Here is a 15,747-nt window from a genome sequence, read left to right on the forward strand (position 1 = left end):
GCGCGGATGGTGCTGCGGCGTCGTGTCCGTGGTGCGTGGTCCAATGAGGTCATGCGTGCAACGACAGGGGACGACAGGACGGGGACCCGCGCCGGGGCCACCACCGCGGGGCACTCCGCGGCGCACGGCGGGGGAGAGCGAATTCCCACCCGCGACGATCATCGTGCGGCGACCGCACTGGGCGTGTCGGAATCGCTCGCACACGGCCGCAGCGCCACCGTGGTCGGGACTCCGGGATCGGGTCTGACCCGCACACTCGTCGACGCCCATTCCCAACTTCTCGACATGCACGGATTCTCGCCGGACGACGTCCTGGTCCTCACACCCAATCGTGCGCACGCGGATGCGCTGCGCGACCGTTTGACGGCCGGCGCGCGCGCCGTGCGCACAGGGGGCGCGGGGGCGCGCAGCGTGCAGTCGTACGCCTTCGGCATCGTCGCTGCGGACAGTGCGGTCCGGCAGGGCGAGCCCATGCGGTTCCTGTCCGGAGCGGATCAGGATGCGGTCCTCGCCTCCCTCATGGAAGGCTATGAGGAGGGGCGCGCGCCGGATCCGGGGTGGCCGGAGGGCTTCACCCCGGAGATGACGGCGACGGTTTCGTTCCGCGATCAGCTGCGGGATGCACTCGATCGTGTGCTCGAGCGGGGCATCGAACCCGTGGACATCGAAGCCGCTGCGCTCCGGAGGGACCGCGCGGAGTGGGGTGCACTCGCACGGATACTGCAGGACTACCGCGACGTCACGCGTGCGTTCGCCGGTTACGGCGGGATCGACACGTCCAGTGTCATCGCCACCGCCGTGGGGATCCTCGACGATGAACGTGCCGACGGGACGGCGGCCGGGGGGACATGGACCTTCTCGGGGGAGACCGTGCCCCGCTGCATCCTCGTCGACGCGGCCCAGGACGTGCCGGACGCGGTCGTCGGACTGCTCGACGGGCTGCGCGCGCTGGGCTGCGGTGTCGCCGTGTTCGGATGCCCCGATTCGTCGACACAGGGGTTCCGCGGTGCAGGAGGCGGTCTGCTGGCGCTCTGGGCGGCGACGGTGCGGGAGGCTCACGGACCGGACGCCCTCTTCGCGCTCCCCGCACACGCGGCTGATGCGCGGGGAGAAGGACCGGCGCGCGACCTCTGCCTGTCGCTGTCGCGGCGGATCTCCGCCCACCTGGGCCTGGGGCACGTCCCTGCAGACGGTGGTGCGGCAGACGGCGGTGCGGCTGCTGATGCGGACGGCGGTGCGGCTGCTGATGCGCTGGATCAGCCTGCGGCCGCCCGTTCGAAGGTACGGGTGCTCGTGCACGGTTCTGCCGCGGAACGGACTCGCCACGTGGCCTCGATCATCCGCGGCTGGCACCATGACGACGATGTCGACTTCTCAGACATGGCCGTCATCGCTCGAACCGGTGGAACCGCGGTCGCGCTGCGAGCGGAACTGGGGGCGCTGGGCCTTCCCGTCGAATCGACGGACCTCCCCCTGTCAGCCGACCCCGCGTCCGTTCCCCTGCTCGCCCTCCTGACCGCTGATCTGGACGATGCAGAAGATCGCTCCGCACTGCTGGATGACCTCCTCACCGGCGTCTACGGAAGTGTTGACGCACTCGCCCTACGCGGTCTGCAGCGGCAGGCCGTGCGTGCGGCGGCCGAACGCACACCGGAGGACCAGAGGACAGCGGCGGAGCGGGCGGCGACAGCGGAGGAGCAGGCGACGGGGGAGGAGCCGACGACGGACGGGCGCGCAACGGCGGATCCTCTTCTGCACTGGATCGACACCGCCCCAGCGGATGCGCTCCCCGCTCCGCTGGCCAAGGCCGCGATGCTGCTGGCGCTCGGCACGAAGGTGCGCGACGCGGGCCCGCACGAAGCACTGTGGGCGCTGTGGGAGGCGACCGGTGTCGCGGACACATGGCGGGAAGCCGTGCTGAGGGATCCGCGGTCGCCACTGAGAGAGCGCCTGGACGCGGTCGTGAGGCTCTTCGCGCTCGCGACGAAGACGGAGGACACCGTGGGGCTGGGTGCGGAGGCGTTCGCCAGACGCGTGCTCGACCAGGTGTACGCCCAGGATTCCCTGGGCCGCCGGGACTCGCTCGACCTCCTCACTGTCGATTCGCCCGCGGGCACCGCGCACCGTGACTATTCCCGCGTGGTCGTCGTCGACGTCGACGAAGGCAGGTGGCCCAATCCGCGCATCCGCAGGAACGCGTTCCACCCCGACGATCTCATCGACGAACTGAACGACCCGGAGGCCGCCTCCGTAGTCGACGCGCCGGGGGAGGACGTGCGACGCAGACGCATGCGCACGATCCGTGATGAGGCGAGCCTCTTCCTCGCCGCCGCAAGCCGTGCCCGTGACGAAGTGATCGTCTGTGCCGTGGACGACGGCGAATCCAGTCCCAGCGCCCTGCACCACCTCTGCGGTGCCTACACGGACGAAGGACTGACCGAGGGCGACACGACGGACCGGTCGTCCGGCGAGGACGAACCGAGCGGAGCCTCGGGTCCCGCGCTTCCCGCGCGCCTGCGGGACGTCGTCGGCGTCGCCCGGCAGCACCTCCTGCTGGCGGAGCAGCCGGATGAATGGGCACAGCTCATCGCGGCACTCGCGGATGCGGGGATGAGAGAAGCGGACCCGCAGACGTGGAGCACATGGTTCACCGTGTCCTCCGACGCTCCGGCGCGCAGCGCCGACGAGCGCGTGCGCATCCGTCCGTCCCAGGTCGAGCGCTTCGCGACCTGTCCTCTGCAGTGGTTCCTCGTGGAGAGCGGGGGGCGGACAGCAGACACGACAGCGGCCGCCATGGGAACCGTCGTCCACGCGATCGCAGAGCATCATACGGAACCGGACAGGGCCGCCATGCTGCAGGAGTTCGACGAGACCTTCGACATGGAACAGCTGCCGTCGGAGTGGGAGAGGCAGAAACTGCGGGACGACGTGGAGTCGATGATCGACACGCTGTGCGACTACCTGTCGACGAGCCGGGACGAACGTGCCGCACTCACTGCCGCAGGTGCCGACACCGCCGTGCTCCGTGAAGTCGCCGTCACAGCATCGGCTCCGCCGGGTGCGGACGGCGGCCCGTGGACGATCACAGGCCGCATCGACCGCCTCGAAGTGCTGGGGGACCGCGTCCGGGTGGTCGATTTCAAGACCGGGGCCAAGGTGCCGACCGCCTCGGGGATCGTCGAGGACCCGCAGCTCCTCGTGTACCAGTACGCCGTCACGGAAGGGGACCTGCTGGTCGACGGAGCCGTCGACAGCGCAGCTTCGGCGCTCCCGTCGGCGGGCGCACAGATCGTGCATCTGCGCGGGACGACAGGACGGGTGAAGGGAGTGCCCCGATATCTCCGCGAGCAGCCGGCGATGGAAGCGGGCGACGACGCGCACGCGCTGGCGGGCGAGATGATCGGCCGCGCCGCGGACGGGATGCGCCAGCCGTCCTTCACCGCCGTGACAGGTCCCCACTGCTCATACTGCCCCGTGCGGACGTCGTGCCCCGCGATCGCCACCACCGTCCCGGAAGGACACGACCAGTGACCCACGCCTCGACGCCTTCGGACACCCCGGCCTCGGACTCTCAGATCAGGGCTCCGCATACCCCGGCTCCGCAGACCACGGACACTCAGTCCCCGAGCGCGCAGACACTGGGCGACCGGTCCGGTGCCGGACCTCTGGACGGTGGCGACGCGGGCGGAGCCAGCCGCCGCTTGATCGGTGCACGGGAACTCGCCGCCCTGCTGGACGTTGATCCGCCCACTGACGAACAGTGCCGGATCATCGAGTCGCCCGTGGACAGATCCGCAGCGGTCATCGCCGGCGCAGGGTCGGGGAAGACCGCCGTGATCTCCCTGCGCGTCGTGTGGCTGGTGGCGAACGGCGCTGTTCCCGCTGAACGCATCCTCGGTCTCACCTTCACTCGGAAGGCCGTGGGGGAGCTCAACAGTCGCGTGCGCGACTACCTCGCGCGCTACCGCAGAACGCTCGGTGCGCAACAGGGCAGCGGGTCCGCAACGGAGACCCTGCCGGGGCTCGACCTCCCGACGGTCTCGACGTACAACTCCTACGCGGCGGCACTCGTGGGTGACCACGGCATGGGGATCGGTCTCGAAGGCGACGAAGGCGTCATCGACGCGGCGGCCCGGCAGGCGCTCATCGACCGGGTCCTCGACGCAGCATCCCGGGAGGACGTCCTCGACAACAGCAGGTCGACGATGGGGTCATGGGTGTCGGGACTGCTGTCTGAGATGGGCGACCACCTGGTCGATTTCGACGCCATCGACGCATACGTGGAGGAGTGCCTCACCGCGCTGTGCACGTCGGAATACCTCCGTGGAGTCGCGAAGAAGATCGTGTCCAAGCGGTCCGGCATATACGCGGACAAGGCGGCCAAGACGCTGTTCGCGGAAGAGGCACGTGCACTGGCCGGCGACTACGACGCAGCGGACCGGGTCGGACGCACGGAGATCCGGAAGCGGATGCGCCCGGTCCTCGAAGCGCATGACGACGTCCTCGCGAAGCGGCTCCTCACGAAACGGCGACTGGTGGAGCTCGCCCGTCGCTACGCGGAGGCGAAGGCGGAGAACGGCGGACTGGAGTTCTCCGACCAGGTCGCACTCGCACACCGGATCATGGAGGAGAGTCCCCAAGCGCTGGAAGCGGAGCGATCCCGCTGGGACATCGTCCTCCTGGACGAGTTCCAGGACACGTCGTACGCACAGTTCCTCATGCTCCAACGGATCTTCGGCGAACACGCCGTCATGGCAGTCGGGGATCCCCGGCAGGCGATCTACGGGTGGAGGGGCGCAAGCGCGGACAACATCGAATCGTTCCCGTCCGCATTCCGCGGTCCGCACGGTCAACCCGCACAGAAGTTCGGCCTCACGATCTCGTGGCGCAATGACTCGGCGATCCTCGACGCAGCCAATCGGATCGCCTCCGGGCTGCCCACCGTGGACGAACGAGTGGGACTGCAGCCGCGGCCGGGCACAGGTGAGGGGAGCGTCCGCGTGTCGCTCACCCACAGCGCCCTGACCGACCCCGACCGCGAGGACCAGCCCACACAGCTGCAGGCGCTGGTCACGTGGATGCTCGACGTCCGCACCGAACTCCTCGCTCAGCACGAGCGTCGCGAAGCCGACCGCCGTGCAGAGGCAGAGGCCGCCGGGCGGAGGGCCCCGCGAGCGAAGCCCCTGCCGACCTTCGCAGTGCTGTGCCGTGCCCGGTCCGGGTTCGGCCCCGTCGCTGCGGCGCTGCAGGCAGAGGACCTCCCCGTCGATGTCGTCGGGTCCCGCGGCCTGCTCGACGACCCGTTCGTCGCGGATGCGATCGCCGTCCTCGAAGCCCTGGGCGACCCGGATGCGGGCGATGTGCTCATGCGCCTGCTGTCGGGGCGCACGATCAGGCTGGGTGCGGCGGACCTCGCTGCCTTCTCGTCCTTCGTACGAGCCAGTGCGATCGAGCTGCCGGATCCTGAAGTGCCCGGCGGTGCACGCACGGAGCGCGTGGGACTCGTCGAAGGCCTCGATGAGTTCCTGACGATTACGTCGCAGGGAGGAGCTCCGACCGCGGGTGGAACCGGCTCCGACACGACGGCAGCGACGTCGGACCAGTTGCGTGCGATCCGTTCCCTCACAGAGGAGGGCACCCGCCGACTCGTCGGACTGGCACGGACGCTGCGCCGCCTCCGCCACACGAACCTCACGCTTCCGGGACTCGTGCGCGCTGTCATCCGCGAAGCAGGCATCGACACGGAGGTTGCGTCGCTCGCCCCGGCCTACGCGGACGTCCATACGCGGGCACTCGACGGGCTCCTCTCGCTCGTGTCCCGCTTCGCGGGAGAGGACCCTGCGGGAGGACCGGTCGAGTTCCTCCGATGGGCCCGCCTCCTGGAGGACGCCGACGAGATCGACGATGTCCCGGTCGACCCGGTGCCCGGCGCGATCACGATCATGACCGTCCACGCATCGAAGGGACTCGAGTTCGATGCGGTGGCCGTGCCGTTCCTGCACGACGAGGGCCTTCCCAGCAAACGCACTCCACGCGACGGCTGGCTGTCGCAGGGTGGCCTCCCCTACTCGCTGCGCGGTGATTCCTCCGGGCTGCCCTCGTTCGACCTGCGCACGATGGACCTCGAGAGCCCGAAGGACTTCGAGGAGCGCGTGGCCGGGGGAGGGCCGCTGTCGACCCTGCTCGATGAGCACCACCTGGCTGCGGAGCGCCGGCTGGCCTATGTCGCACTCACCCGGGCACGCAGCCACCTCTTCGTGTCCGCGTCACGGTTCACCGTGACGCGGAAGAGGCCGGTCGAGACGTGGCCGTTCCTCACCGAGGTCGCGGACGAGATGGGAGTCGACCTTCCTGAGCTGCCGGAGGCCGACGAACTCGATGTGAGCAGGGGAGAAGAAGCCACGTGGCCGACCCTCGATCCGCTCGAGGTCGTGGAACGGCGTGCTGAGCTCGTCCGCGCCGTCATGCGTGCGGGTCGCGACCGACCCACCCTCGAGGACATGACGTCGAACGCCACGGACCCTCACATCCGTGCACTCGCGCAGCGGGCGATCCAGTTGCAGGACGATGCTGTGGGGGACCGTGACGAGCGGATCCTGCCCGGACGGGTCTCCGCTACCGCGCTGGTGGGTCTGCGGGCGCACGAAGAGGACTGGTGGAAGGACATGCGACGCCCGATGCCGGAACCACCGAGCATCAGTGCCGATCTGGGAACCGCATTCCACGCCTGGGTCGAACAGCACTACGGGCAGGCGGCGCTGATCGACGTCGAGCCGGAGGCGTCAGCCGTCCGAGGGATCCCCGCGCTGCAGGAGAGACTCGAGGCGCTTCGGGGCGTGTTCCTGGAATCGCCCTACGCGACGCGGTCACCGGAAGCGGTCGAACTCTCCTTCGAACTCGTCCTCGACACGGGTGCCGCCCCCCTGCACGTGCCCGGCAAGATCGACGCCGTCTTCCGGGAAGCGGACGGCGGACTGCTCGTGGTCGATTGGAAGACGGGACGGCTGCCCCAGGATCCTCAGAGACTCGATGCGATGGCCACCCAGCTCGCGATGTACCGACTGGCACTGCAGAGGATGCCGCGCTTCGAAGATGTCCCACATGTGGATGCGGAGTTCTTCTTCGTCGGGTCGGACGACACATGGCGGCCGCAGTCGCTGCCGGACGAAGCGGAGATCGTCGCCTGGATGGTCGGTACTCAGAAGCGCGCGCCGGACACGCGCGGCTGAGAGCGGCCGCCACGCAGCCGGAGTGCGGCTGCAGCGCTGAGGGTCGGTTACTGCGATGAGTCGGAGCGATCGTCCGGATGCACGTCGCGCACGTGGAATTCGGACGTGTCGAGGCTCTCCGTCGCGATCCCGTCCTCGTCGACGCCGGCTTCGATCCGGGCACTCGGGCGGAAGACCTCACGGGGCCCCGCGTGCCCACCTGACCCCGAGCCACCCTCAGGCCGCTCGATCAGTTCGGAGGGTTCGACGGGTTCTGACGAATCGTCCTCGGCAGAACCGTCGGTGGCCTCGACGTCGCCGGATGCGTCGTCCTCCGCGCGTCCGACGGCGTGGGACGGAACGGCGGACGTATCGGCCTCCGACGAGACGTCGTCGGCCTGCGCGTCGTCGGTGTCATCGGTGACCCCGGCCAGCGCCTCCAGGAGGTGCGCCGCGTCCTCGATCGCGTCGTCGTCCTGAGCCGCGACAGCCGCCAGCAACCACTCGAGGACGGTGATCTCCGCGTGGAAGCCCACGCGGCGGCGCAGCCCCGGATCGTCGGGATCCCTGCGTGACCGGTAGGTGCGGAAGAACCGTTCGAAGTCCTCCGGGCTCAGCATCGACGACACGGCGGCGAGGTCTGCGGCCGGATCGCCCACCCGGAGCCGCGCCAGGTCGCCGATCCCCACGACTTCGTCGTCGGAGACCCACAGTGCATCAGGCCCGAGGTTGGCGTGGACGGGAACGGGCAGGAACCTCCACGAGGAGACGTCCTCGAGGGCGTTCTCCCAGCGGCTGAGGAGGCTTGCGGGAACCCTGCCGGTCGAGGCCGCGGAATCGAGGTCGGCGAGCAGCCGTTCACGCGTCTCCGCCGATTCCTCCACGACCAGTCCCGCATCCGCGATCGGCCCGGGGTCGGCCGCGTGGACCGCCGCGACGGCCTGCGCGAGGGACTCGACCAGCGGCGGATGCTCCTCGAACATCGACGTGGACAGAGGCAGTCCCGGCATCGGATCGGAGATCATGACGGCGACCTCGCCTTCATGTCCGACAGCCGCACCGTCCATGGTGCGCGCGGCCTCGAACCGCGGGATCGTCGGTGCGTCCGGGGGGAGGAGGGGGTAGAGCGCCGTCGACGCCATCCTCTCCGCCTGCGCTGCGGCGATACGGTCCTGCGTCGCGACGGAGACGATGAACGTCCGATCCCCGTCCGTGACGAGGACGCGGTCGGCATCCGAGCCGGGCAGTCGCGTCCAGGAGCTCGGTTCGAACCCGTCGAGCATGGTCGCTGCGACGGCGGTGATCCTCATCCCTGCGGTATCCACTCCTCCAACTTACCTGCTGCGACCACGCGCCGGGCCGATGAGACCAGGTGTGTCCATGGTCTTCGGTATCGTGACGAGCATGAAGCCCCTGCCGATGCTGCCCCCCGCCAGTCTGTCCAGAACCGCCATCGACCGGAACCACCGCATGCGCGCGGCGGGGATCGAAGCGGTGTGGCAGACGGGGCGGGCGCATGCCGTCGTGGGCCATCGGGGCAGCATGCTCGTGTCGCGCGGGGGCCTCCACCTCCTCACACAGGACCAGGTACCCGCAGAAGCGTTCCACTTCTACCTCGGAGCGGACGTCGACGGGAACCACTTCATCGGCGCCGCACTGCTGGACGAAGGCCGCAGTGAACTGGACCGGAGCCTCAGCGACGAACAGGCGAGGGATGCGGAATCCTGGCTCACCGACCCGATTGGCGGGATCGACGCGACGGAACCCGTCTGGACACCGCTGCGTGAGCTCGGCGAAGAGCTGAGTGACCGTGATGTCGCGCTGGCGACCTCACTCATCGCGCTGGGCAACTGGCACATGGCGCACACGCACTCGCCGCGGAACGGTCGACCCACCGAACTCGTGCAGTCCGGCTGGGTCCGCCGCGAACCGGACGTGGGCAGTGAGCACTTCCCCCGCACGGACCCCGCAGTCATCATGGCCGTAGTGCACACGGAGCCGAGCGGGGAGGAGCATCTGCTCCTGGGGTCGAATGCGATGTGGCCGGAAGACCGCTTCTCGCTGCTCGCGGGTTTCGTCGAACCGGGGGAGACCCTCGAATCGGCCGTGATCCGCGAAGTCCAGGAAGAGGCGGGCATCACCGTGAGGTCACCGCGGTACGTGGGTTCCCAGCCGTGGCCGTTCCCCGCATCGCTCATGCTCGGCTTCACTGCGGAGTCGGACACGATGTCGACGACCGCGGACGAAGACGAGATCACCGCCCTGCGCTGGTTCACGCGTCCGCAGCTGCGTGCGGCGATGGAAGCCGGACAGGTCACCGTCCCCACGACCGTGTCGATCGCGGGTCAGATCCTCTACGGCTGGTTGGACAGGGACGACACGGTTGGCACCGGCGAAGCACCGGGGACCGACGGGCCGACGCCGGCCTCACGATGACTCGTGGCAACGCCCTGCTGACCGGACTCGACCCGGAGCAGCGCGCAGTCGCCGAACACGCGGGAGGCCCGCTCGTCGTGCTGGCGGGCGCCGGCACCGGCAAGACCCGGGCCATCACCCACCGCATCGCCTACCAGGCGGCGACCGGAGTGACAGACCCCCGTCACGTCCTCGCGCTCACCTTCACGACGAAGGCGGCCGGCGAGATGCGGTCGCGGCTGCGAGCGCTGGGCACACCGTCGGTGCAGGCGCGCACGTTCCACTCCGCAGCGCTGCGGCAGCTGCGCTTCTTCTGGCCGCAGATCTCCGACGGGCCGTTCCCGGAGCTCCTCCCTCAGAAGTCGACACTGGTGGGTCACGCGATGCAGGCCGTCGGCATCGCACCGGAGCGGGAGACCATCAGGGACGTCGCCGCAGAGATCGAATACGCGGCCGTCACACTCCTGGGGGTCGACGACTACGTGGAGCGGTCGGGGAAGCGTGCGCTCCCCGAAGGTGTCGACCTCGATGCGATGACACGGGTCATGCACCGCTACTCGGAACTCAAGACGGAGCGGCGGGTGCTCGACTTCGAGGACGTCCTCCTGGTGCTGGCCGGAGCGCTGGGCACCCACGAGGACATCGCAGCGCAGGTGCACGGGCAGTACCGCAGCTTCGTGGTCGACGAGTTCCAGGACGTCAGCCCTCTCCAGTACGACCTCCTCATGCGGTGGCTGGGACGTCGGGATGCCCTGTGCGTCGTGGGGGACCCCGCGCAGACGATCTATTCGTTCGCGGGAGCGACGGACCGCTTCCTCCGCCGCATGCCGATCGAGTTCCCGTCGTCGCGTGAAGTGCGCCTCGTGCGCAACTACCGATCCGCCGAACCGGTCGTGGGGGTCGCCAACTCCGTCCTGAGACGCACGGGGCGCTCACCGATCCAACTGATCGGCACGAACCGGACGGGCCCGCCGCCCGCATTCACCGAATACGCTGACGACGGGGCGGAAGCGGATGCGGTCGCGTCACGGATCGCAGGTGAGGTCGAAGCGGGCCGCCGTGCCTCGGACATCGCGATCCTCTTCAGGACGAACTCACAGAGCCGGGCGTTCGAGGAGGCGCTGAGTGCCCGCGGTGTGTCCTACGTCCTGCGCGGCGGTGAGCGCTTCTTCGCCCGTCGCGAGGTGAAGGAGGCGATCGCTGTGATGCGGGCCGCGTCCCACCGCGGCGGCTCTGACCCGTTGGACGTCCAGGTGAAGGAGATCCTCTCTTCGATCGGGTGGGCGACGACCGCTCCCCAGGCACAGGGATCGGTGCGCGAACGGTGGGAATCGTTGTCCGCGCTCGTGGGCCTCGCGGAGGACAGCCAGGCGGAGACGGAGCTCCCGGTGCCCCTCGCCGCCTTCATCGCCGACCTCGAAGATCGGGCCGAACATCAGTTCGCGCCCACCATCGACGGAGTGACGCTCGCGTCAGTCCACGCCGCCAAGGGCCTCGAATGGGAGAGCGTGCACCTCGTCGGTGTCTCCGAGGGCCTCATGCCGATCGGCTATGCGGAGACGGCGGACGCGATCGACGAAGAGCGCAGGCTCTTCTACGTCGCTGTCACACGTGCGCGGACCGTGCTGTCGATCAGCTGGTCGAAGGGCCGTCGAGGTGGTGCGGGGATCGGGCGGCGGCCCTCACGCTTCATCGGTGAGGTCCAGGCGGGGCGGCCCACCCGACCGGATGCCCCCGCGCGCAAGGCGACCGTGGCAGCCCCCGTGCGCTGTCGCGTCTGCGGTGCTCTGCTCACCACCCGCGCGGACAGGAACCGCGGACGCTGTGCTCAGTGTCCCGCCGATGTCGACGAGGCGGTCCTCGAAGCCCTCATCCACTGGCGGGGTGCGAAATCCACCGAACTGCGGATGCCGGTCTTCCTCGTCCTCAGCATGCCAACCGTCCGGGAGATCGCGGAGCGCGTGCCGGAGAGCCTCGACGACCTCGGCCGCGTGAGCGGTGTGGGTCCCATCAAGCTGGAGCAGTTCGGGCACGAGCTTCTCGCACTGGTCCGGGAGCACCGTTCGGGCTGAGCGGGATGCGGCAGTCGCAGTCCGGGTGGAAGGACGCGCCGCCCTGGGAGCGCTGCCCGGTCCGTGCATCGATGCGCATGGTGGGGCCGAATTCCGCGATCCCCACCGCTGCGGCCCGCAGGAGCCGCGCGGCCTCCGTCGCCGCAGAGCGGATGAGCAGCGGGTCGACGAGCGCATGACGGGATCGTGCGGAGAGCTGCTGCCAGGCGCTGAACCAGCCGCCGTCGTCGTCCCGCGTGTGCAGGACCGCGCAGGTGGTGCACGGTGTGATCCCCGGTCGCACGGGTACCAGGTCCGCCCGTTCGTCGCCGATCCTCACGGACAGATGGTCCGCGTCCTCCGCGAAGAGGCGGGAGGCATCACCGACGTTCGCGGTGCAGCGACTCATGAGGACCGTGATCCCACGTGTGGCGCCCGCTTCGATGGCCTGCTCGACGGAGTCCACGATGACCGGTTCGAAGCCGGTTTCGGTGAGGGCCTCCGCGGCGATCGACGCGTCGTGGCCCAGGACGAACACGTGACACGACCGGATCGCGCTGGACGCCGCGACCGGCCCCAGCCCGTGCATCGCGGCGAACGACTCCGCGAAGTCGCGTACGACCGGCCCGCCGGCGGCGGCCTCCGCAGGGGCGAGAACGCCCGCTTCCATGAGGAGGTCGAGCAGGGACATCGCCCGTGTACGGCTGACTCCCCGCCGTTCCGCTTCGCCGAGATACTCCTCCCCGTCGCATCCCCTGCACAGCCGGTCGATGAGGTCGAAATCTGCCGGCGTGAGCCCATCGATGAGCACGGGGTCGTCGATGCCGAACTGGACACTCGAATCCGTCCTGCGCACCAGTGCGACGCTTCTGTGGAACTGCAGCATGCGGGCCTCCTCGCCCCTCACCGTAGAGAGGTGGAGCGGCCTGCGGAAGAGCTCCGCGGGTCCTGTGGAAAACTCTGTGGACACAAAGCACCGGAAGGTGAGATCCCCTGGCAGGACCGCGATGCGCGGGCCGCTGGGACTCACCTTCCGGTGCAGTGACCCCCAGGCTCTCGCGAAGCCCGTGAGCCTTCCCCTAGCCCACGAACTCCGGGTTTTCCGGAGGTATGACACTCAAACCTAGGAGCCTGGGACCGGCCAGTCAACACGGTGATGCACACCCCCGCACCCGTACCTGTGGATAACGTGTTGACGACACGCGGCGCCCTGTGAGGATGACTGTGGACGGGCGATGTGCCCGACGACCGGATGCCCTGCCCGGAGGCGGTTCGTGCTGTGGACGTCGCAGCGCTGCGAGATTCTTCGAAACTTTTTCGTCGCGGGGCTCGATTCCCGGGGCGGCTCGCCGGTGTCCGTGGTGGGAACTACTGTGTGCGACATGGACACGATGAAGGATCGGGGGGCGCAGGAGCGTGAGGTGCGCAGCGCCGCAGAGGTGCTCACCGCGATCGAAGACGGAACGATCGTCATCCGGCGGTCGGCACGACGACGCAAGACGATCTCCCTCAAGCGTGAGGGCGACCGGTGGCTGCTCGCCGTCCCCCAGAGGTTCCAGCCGGCGCAGCACGCGGAATCGATCGCGTCGCTCCTCACACGCGTGGAGAAGAGGTCCGCTCGCGGCACGTCGAGCGATGCGGCCCTGCTGGAGCGCGCGCTGCAGCTCAACACGAAGTACTTCGACGACGGGATCGAACCGGTCTCCGTCGTGTGGGTCGGCAATCAGAATTCGCGCTTCGCATCGACTACCAGCGCGCACCGGACGATCCGCGTGTCCTCCCGTCTGACGTCCGTCCCCGGCTGGGTCCTCGATTCTGTGCTCGTCCATGAGCTGGCGCACCTGCGGCGTCCCGACCACTCTGCGGCGTTCCACGCGCTCACCGCGCGCTACCCGCACACGGACAGGGCAGACGTGTTCCTCGAAGGCTTCAGCTACGGAGAGAGGTCACGGGAGCGCTAGCGGCAGCATCTGGCGTTCCGCAGGCGCTCGACGCGTGTCAACAGCAGTGGCAGATCGTGTCGCAGGTCGTCTGCGACACCCGCCGGCAGGTCGTCCGCGCTCCACCACGCGACTTCGGTGATCCCGTCGTCCGCGGTGTCGAGGCCACGGGAGCTCTCCGTCGTCGCGGCGAACAGCACATCCAGGTGCGATGCGCAGGCGGTGGTGCCCACAGGGAATTCGCGGACGGCGACGGGGGACGGTGAGACCCACGTCCCTGCGGCCTCGGCGTCGATCTGCGATTCCTCCTGCAGTTCGCGCACCGCCGCTCCGCGCAGGGAGAGGTCTTCGGCCTCGAGGTGACCGCCGAACTGCCGCCACTGACTCGACGCCGCGTGCAGCGCCAGGGCCACGGACCACGTCGATGCGCTCCGAGTGAGCAGAAGGCAGCTGGCCGTGAGGTGGCGTGCCCCGTCGTTCCGGGTGACCGCAAGTGCGCCCGTGGCCAGATCGGCCTGAGCCGCGTGGGCGATACCGGCCTCGTCGGGCGGCAGGCCTGCCGCGGTGAGAGCAGCGGGGGCCAGCCCGGAGGCCAGACCCCGCAGTCTCTCAGTCGTCACTGCTGCTGTCCCCGCGGTCTCCGGTGCCCTCGTCACCGGGAGTGTCGTCACCGTCGCGCAGGGCATCGCCGCCGCTGGTCTCGCCACCCGGCTCGTCGGCTTCGCGGAGGATGCGTTCGAGCGCTTCGTCCAGCGACGACTCCGACGACCAGTCGGACCGGCGGCGCTCCTCGTAGCCCAGCGGGTCGTCCAGGTCCTGGGTCGTGGGGAGCACGTCGGGGTGATGGAAGACGCCGTCGCGGGATTCCGGACCGGACTTCTGCTCGAGGAACGTGAAGAGTGCTGCGGCATCCCGCAGGCGGCGCGGGCGCAGGGAGAACCCGATATGGGAGGCGAAGGCGGCCTCCGCCTCCGATTCCGACGCCGAACGGCTCCGCAGCGCCTCACGGATCGCGTCCCGGTCCTCGAGCGCTTCACATGCGCTGTAGACGACCACGTCGGACCATCCGGCGATGACGGACAGGAGGTTCTCCAGTGCGCTGAGCGCCTCCTTCTGGGATTCCGTGGTCTGCGGGGCGAGCAGACCTGAACGCAGGTCCTCGCTCATGCGCTGCATCTCCGCCGGGTCACCGCTGGCAGCCGCGTCCTGGATGCGGCTGAGGTCGACCTGGACACCCGCGGCGTACTTCGCAAGCGCCGTCTCCACGTGGCCGCGCAACCAGGGGTTCTGCGCGAACAGCCACAGGTGGGCGAGTTCGCGTGCGGCCAGCCAGATCCGCAGCTGGGAGGGATCGACCTCCATCTCTGCGGCGGCGCCGGGAAGGTTCGCCTCGACGAGGACGGGGGAGTGGCCGAACAGTGGCAGGCCGAACTCCGTGCCGCTCAGCACCGCCCCGGACAGCGCGGCGACCGCTTCGCCGATCTGCAGCGAGAACATCGACTGGCTCATCGAGTTGATCATCTGGCCCGCACCGGACATGAGCTGGGCCATCTCCGGGGGCAGCTGCTCGCCGAGGCCCTCGACCATCGACTCCGACATGTTCCTGCGGACAGGGTCCGCGACGCGGCGCCACTCGTCCAACGAGCCCTTGGCCCAGGCCGCCCGGTTGAGCGCCTGCGGTTCTGCCACATCGGTGGCAGGGTCCGTCACGCGCTCCAGCCACAGCTCCGCCAACCGGAACGCGTCCGCGGTGTTCTTCGAGAGTTCGGCGCTGATCGCCGGATCAGGGGTCGGGACGTTCTGATCGATGACCCGCTGAGCCGCGGCCTTCGGGTCACCGCCGGACAGCATGCCCTGCAGCTGACCGATCATCCCCTGCAGCATGGAGGGGTCGAACGGCATCCCGCCTCCGCCTGCCTGTCCACCCGCGCCGAACGGGAAGCCCTGTCCTCCGGGGCCGAACACCATGCCGAACATCTGCTCGAACGGGTTCTGGTCGCCGTCGTCGCTGTCGTCGCCCGGTGTCCGATCATCGTTCTTGTCGCTCATGGCGGTCCCTGTTCCTCGTTCATCGAAGTGCTGGTGCTCGCGGTCGCGCACAGTGCCCGTGGCACGGCGACCACATCGTCGGCA

The 15,747-nt window shown here is 69.3% G+C and carries 9 protein-coding genes; 5 read left to right on the forward strand and 4 right to left on the reverse strand.

Translation table 11 applies throughout. The annotated features are described in order from the left end of the window. Nucleotides 1-51 precede the first annotated feature (51 nt). Nucleotides 52-3,531 carry a UrvD/REP family ATP-dependent DNA helicase gene (locus JFC09_RS05150; protein WP_198392943.1) on the forward strand — a complete coding sequence of 1,160 codons (3,480 nt, stop codon included), beginning with the start codon at nucleotides 52-54 and terminating at the stop codon, nucleotides 3,529-3,531. Continuing rightward, a complete protein-coding gene (locus JFC09_RS05155) occupies nucleotides 3,528-7,229 on the forward strand; it encodes an ATP-dependent helicase (protein ID WP_198392944.1) in 3,702 nt (1,233 codons plus the stop codon). Before JFC09_RS05150 ends, JFC09_RS05155 begins: the two co-directional genes overlap by 4 nt. 47 nt (nucleotides 7,230-7,276) lie before the next feature. Here JFC09_RS05155 and JFC09_RS05160 read toward each other — a convergent pair whose 3' ends face one another. Beyond that, a complete protein-coding gene (locus JFC09_RS05160) occupies nucleotides 7,277-8,518 on the reverse strand; it encodes a phosphotransferase (RefSeq protein WP_198392945.1) in 1,242 nt (413 codons plus the stop codon). 70 nt (nucleotides 8,519-8,588) lie between these two features. Between JFC09_RS05160 and nudC the strand changes: the two genes are divergently transcribed. Continuing rightward, nucleotides 8,589-9,644: an NAD(+) diphosphatase gene (nudC, locus tag JFC09_RS05165; protein WP_232483198.1), complete on the forward strand. Its 1,056-nt coding sequence runs from the start codon at nucleotides 8,589-8,591 to the stop codon at nucleotides 9,642-9,644. Next, the gene (locus tag JFC09_RS05170; protein ID WP_198392946.1) at nucleotides 9,641-11,695 is read left to right on the forward strand and encodes an ATP-dependent helicase; all 2,055 of its coding nucleotides are present in this window, start codon (nucleotides 9,641-9,643) and stop codon (nucleotides 11,693-11,695) included. The genes nudC and JFC09_RS05170 overlap by 4 nt, the downstream gene beginning before the upstream one ends. Here the strand turns inward: JFC09_RS05170 and JFC09_RS05175 are convergent. Further along, entirely contained in the window at nucleotides 11,634-12,560 is a 927-nt protein-coding gene (locus JFC09_RS05175) for a hypothetical protein (RefSeq protein WP_198392947.1), read from the reverse strand. The genes JFC09_RS05170 and JFC09_RS05175 overlap by 62 nt on opposite strands. A gap of 496 nt (nucleotides 12,561-13,056) precedes the next feature. Between JFC09_RS05175 and JFC09_RS05180 the strand changes: the two genes are divergently transcribed. Further along, complete coding sequence (locus JFC09_RS05180; RefSeq protein WP_232483199.1) at nucleotides 13,057-13,635, forward strand: M48 metallopeptidase family protein; 579 nt, start codon at nucleotides 13,057-13,059, stop codon at nucleotides 13,633-13,635. Here the strand turns inward: JFC09_RS05180 and JFC09_RS05185 are convergent. Next, the gene (locus JFC09_RS05185) at nucleotides 13,632-14,234 is read right to left on the reverse strand and encodes an NUDIX domain-containing protein (RefSeq protein WP_198392948.1); all 603 of its coding nucleotides are present in this window, start codon (nucleotides 14,232-14,234) and stop codon (nucleotides 13,632-13,634) included. The genes JFC09_RS05180 and JFC09_RS05185 overlap by 4 nt on opposite strands. Next, complete coding sequence (locus JFC09_RS05190; RefSeq protein ID WP_198392949.1) at nucleotides 14,224-15,663, reverse strand: zinc-dependent metalloprotease; 1,440 nt, start codon at nucleotides 15,661-15,663, stop codon at nucleotides 14,224-14,226. Before JFC09_RS05190 ends, JFC09_RS05185 begins: the two co-directional genes overlap by 11 nt. Nucleotides 15,664-15,747: the final 84 nt, after the last annotated feature.

This window comes from Brevibacterium yomogidense (genome assembly GCF_016107685.1).
Classification (GTDB): Bacteria; Actinomycetota; Actinomycetes; order Actinomycetales; family Brevibacteriaceae; genus Brevibacterium; species Brevibacterium yomogidense.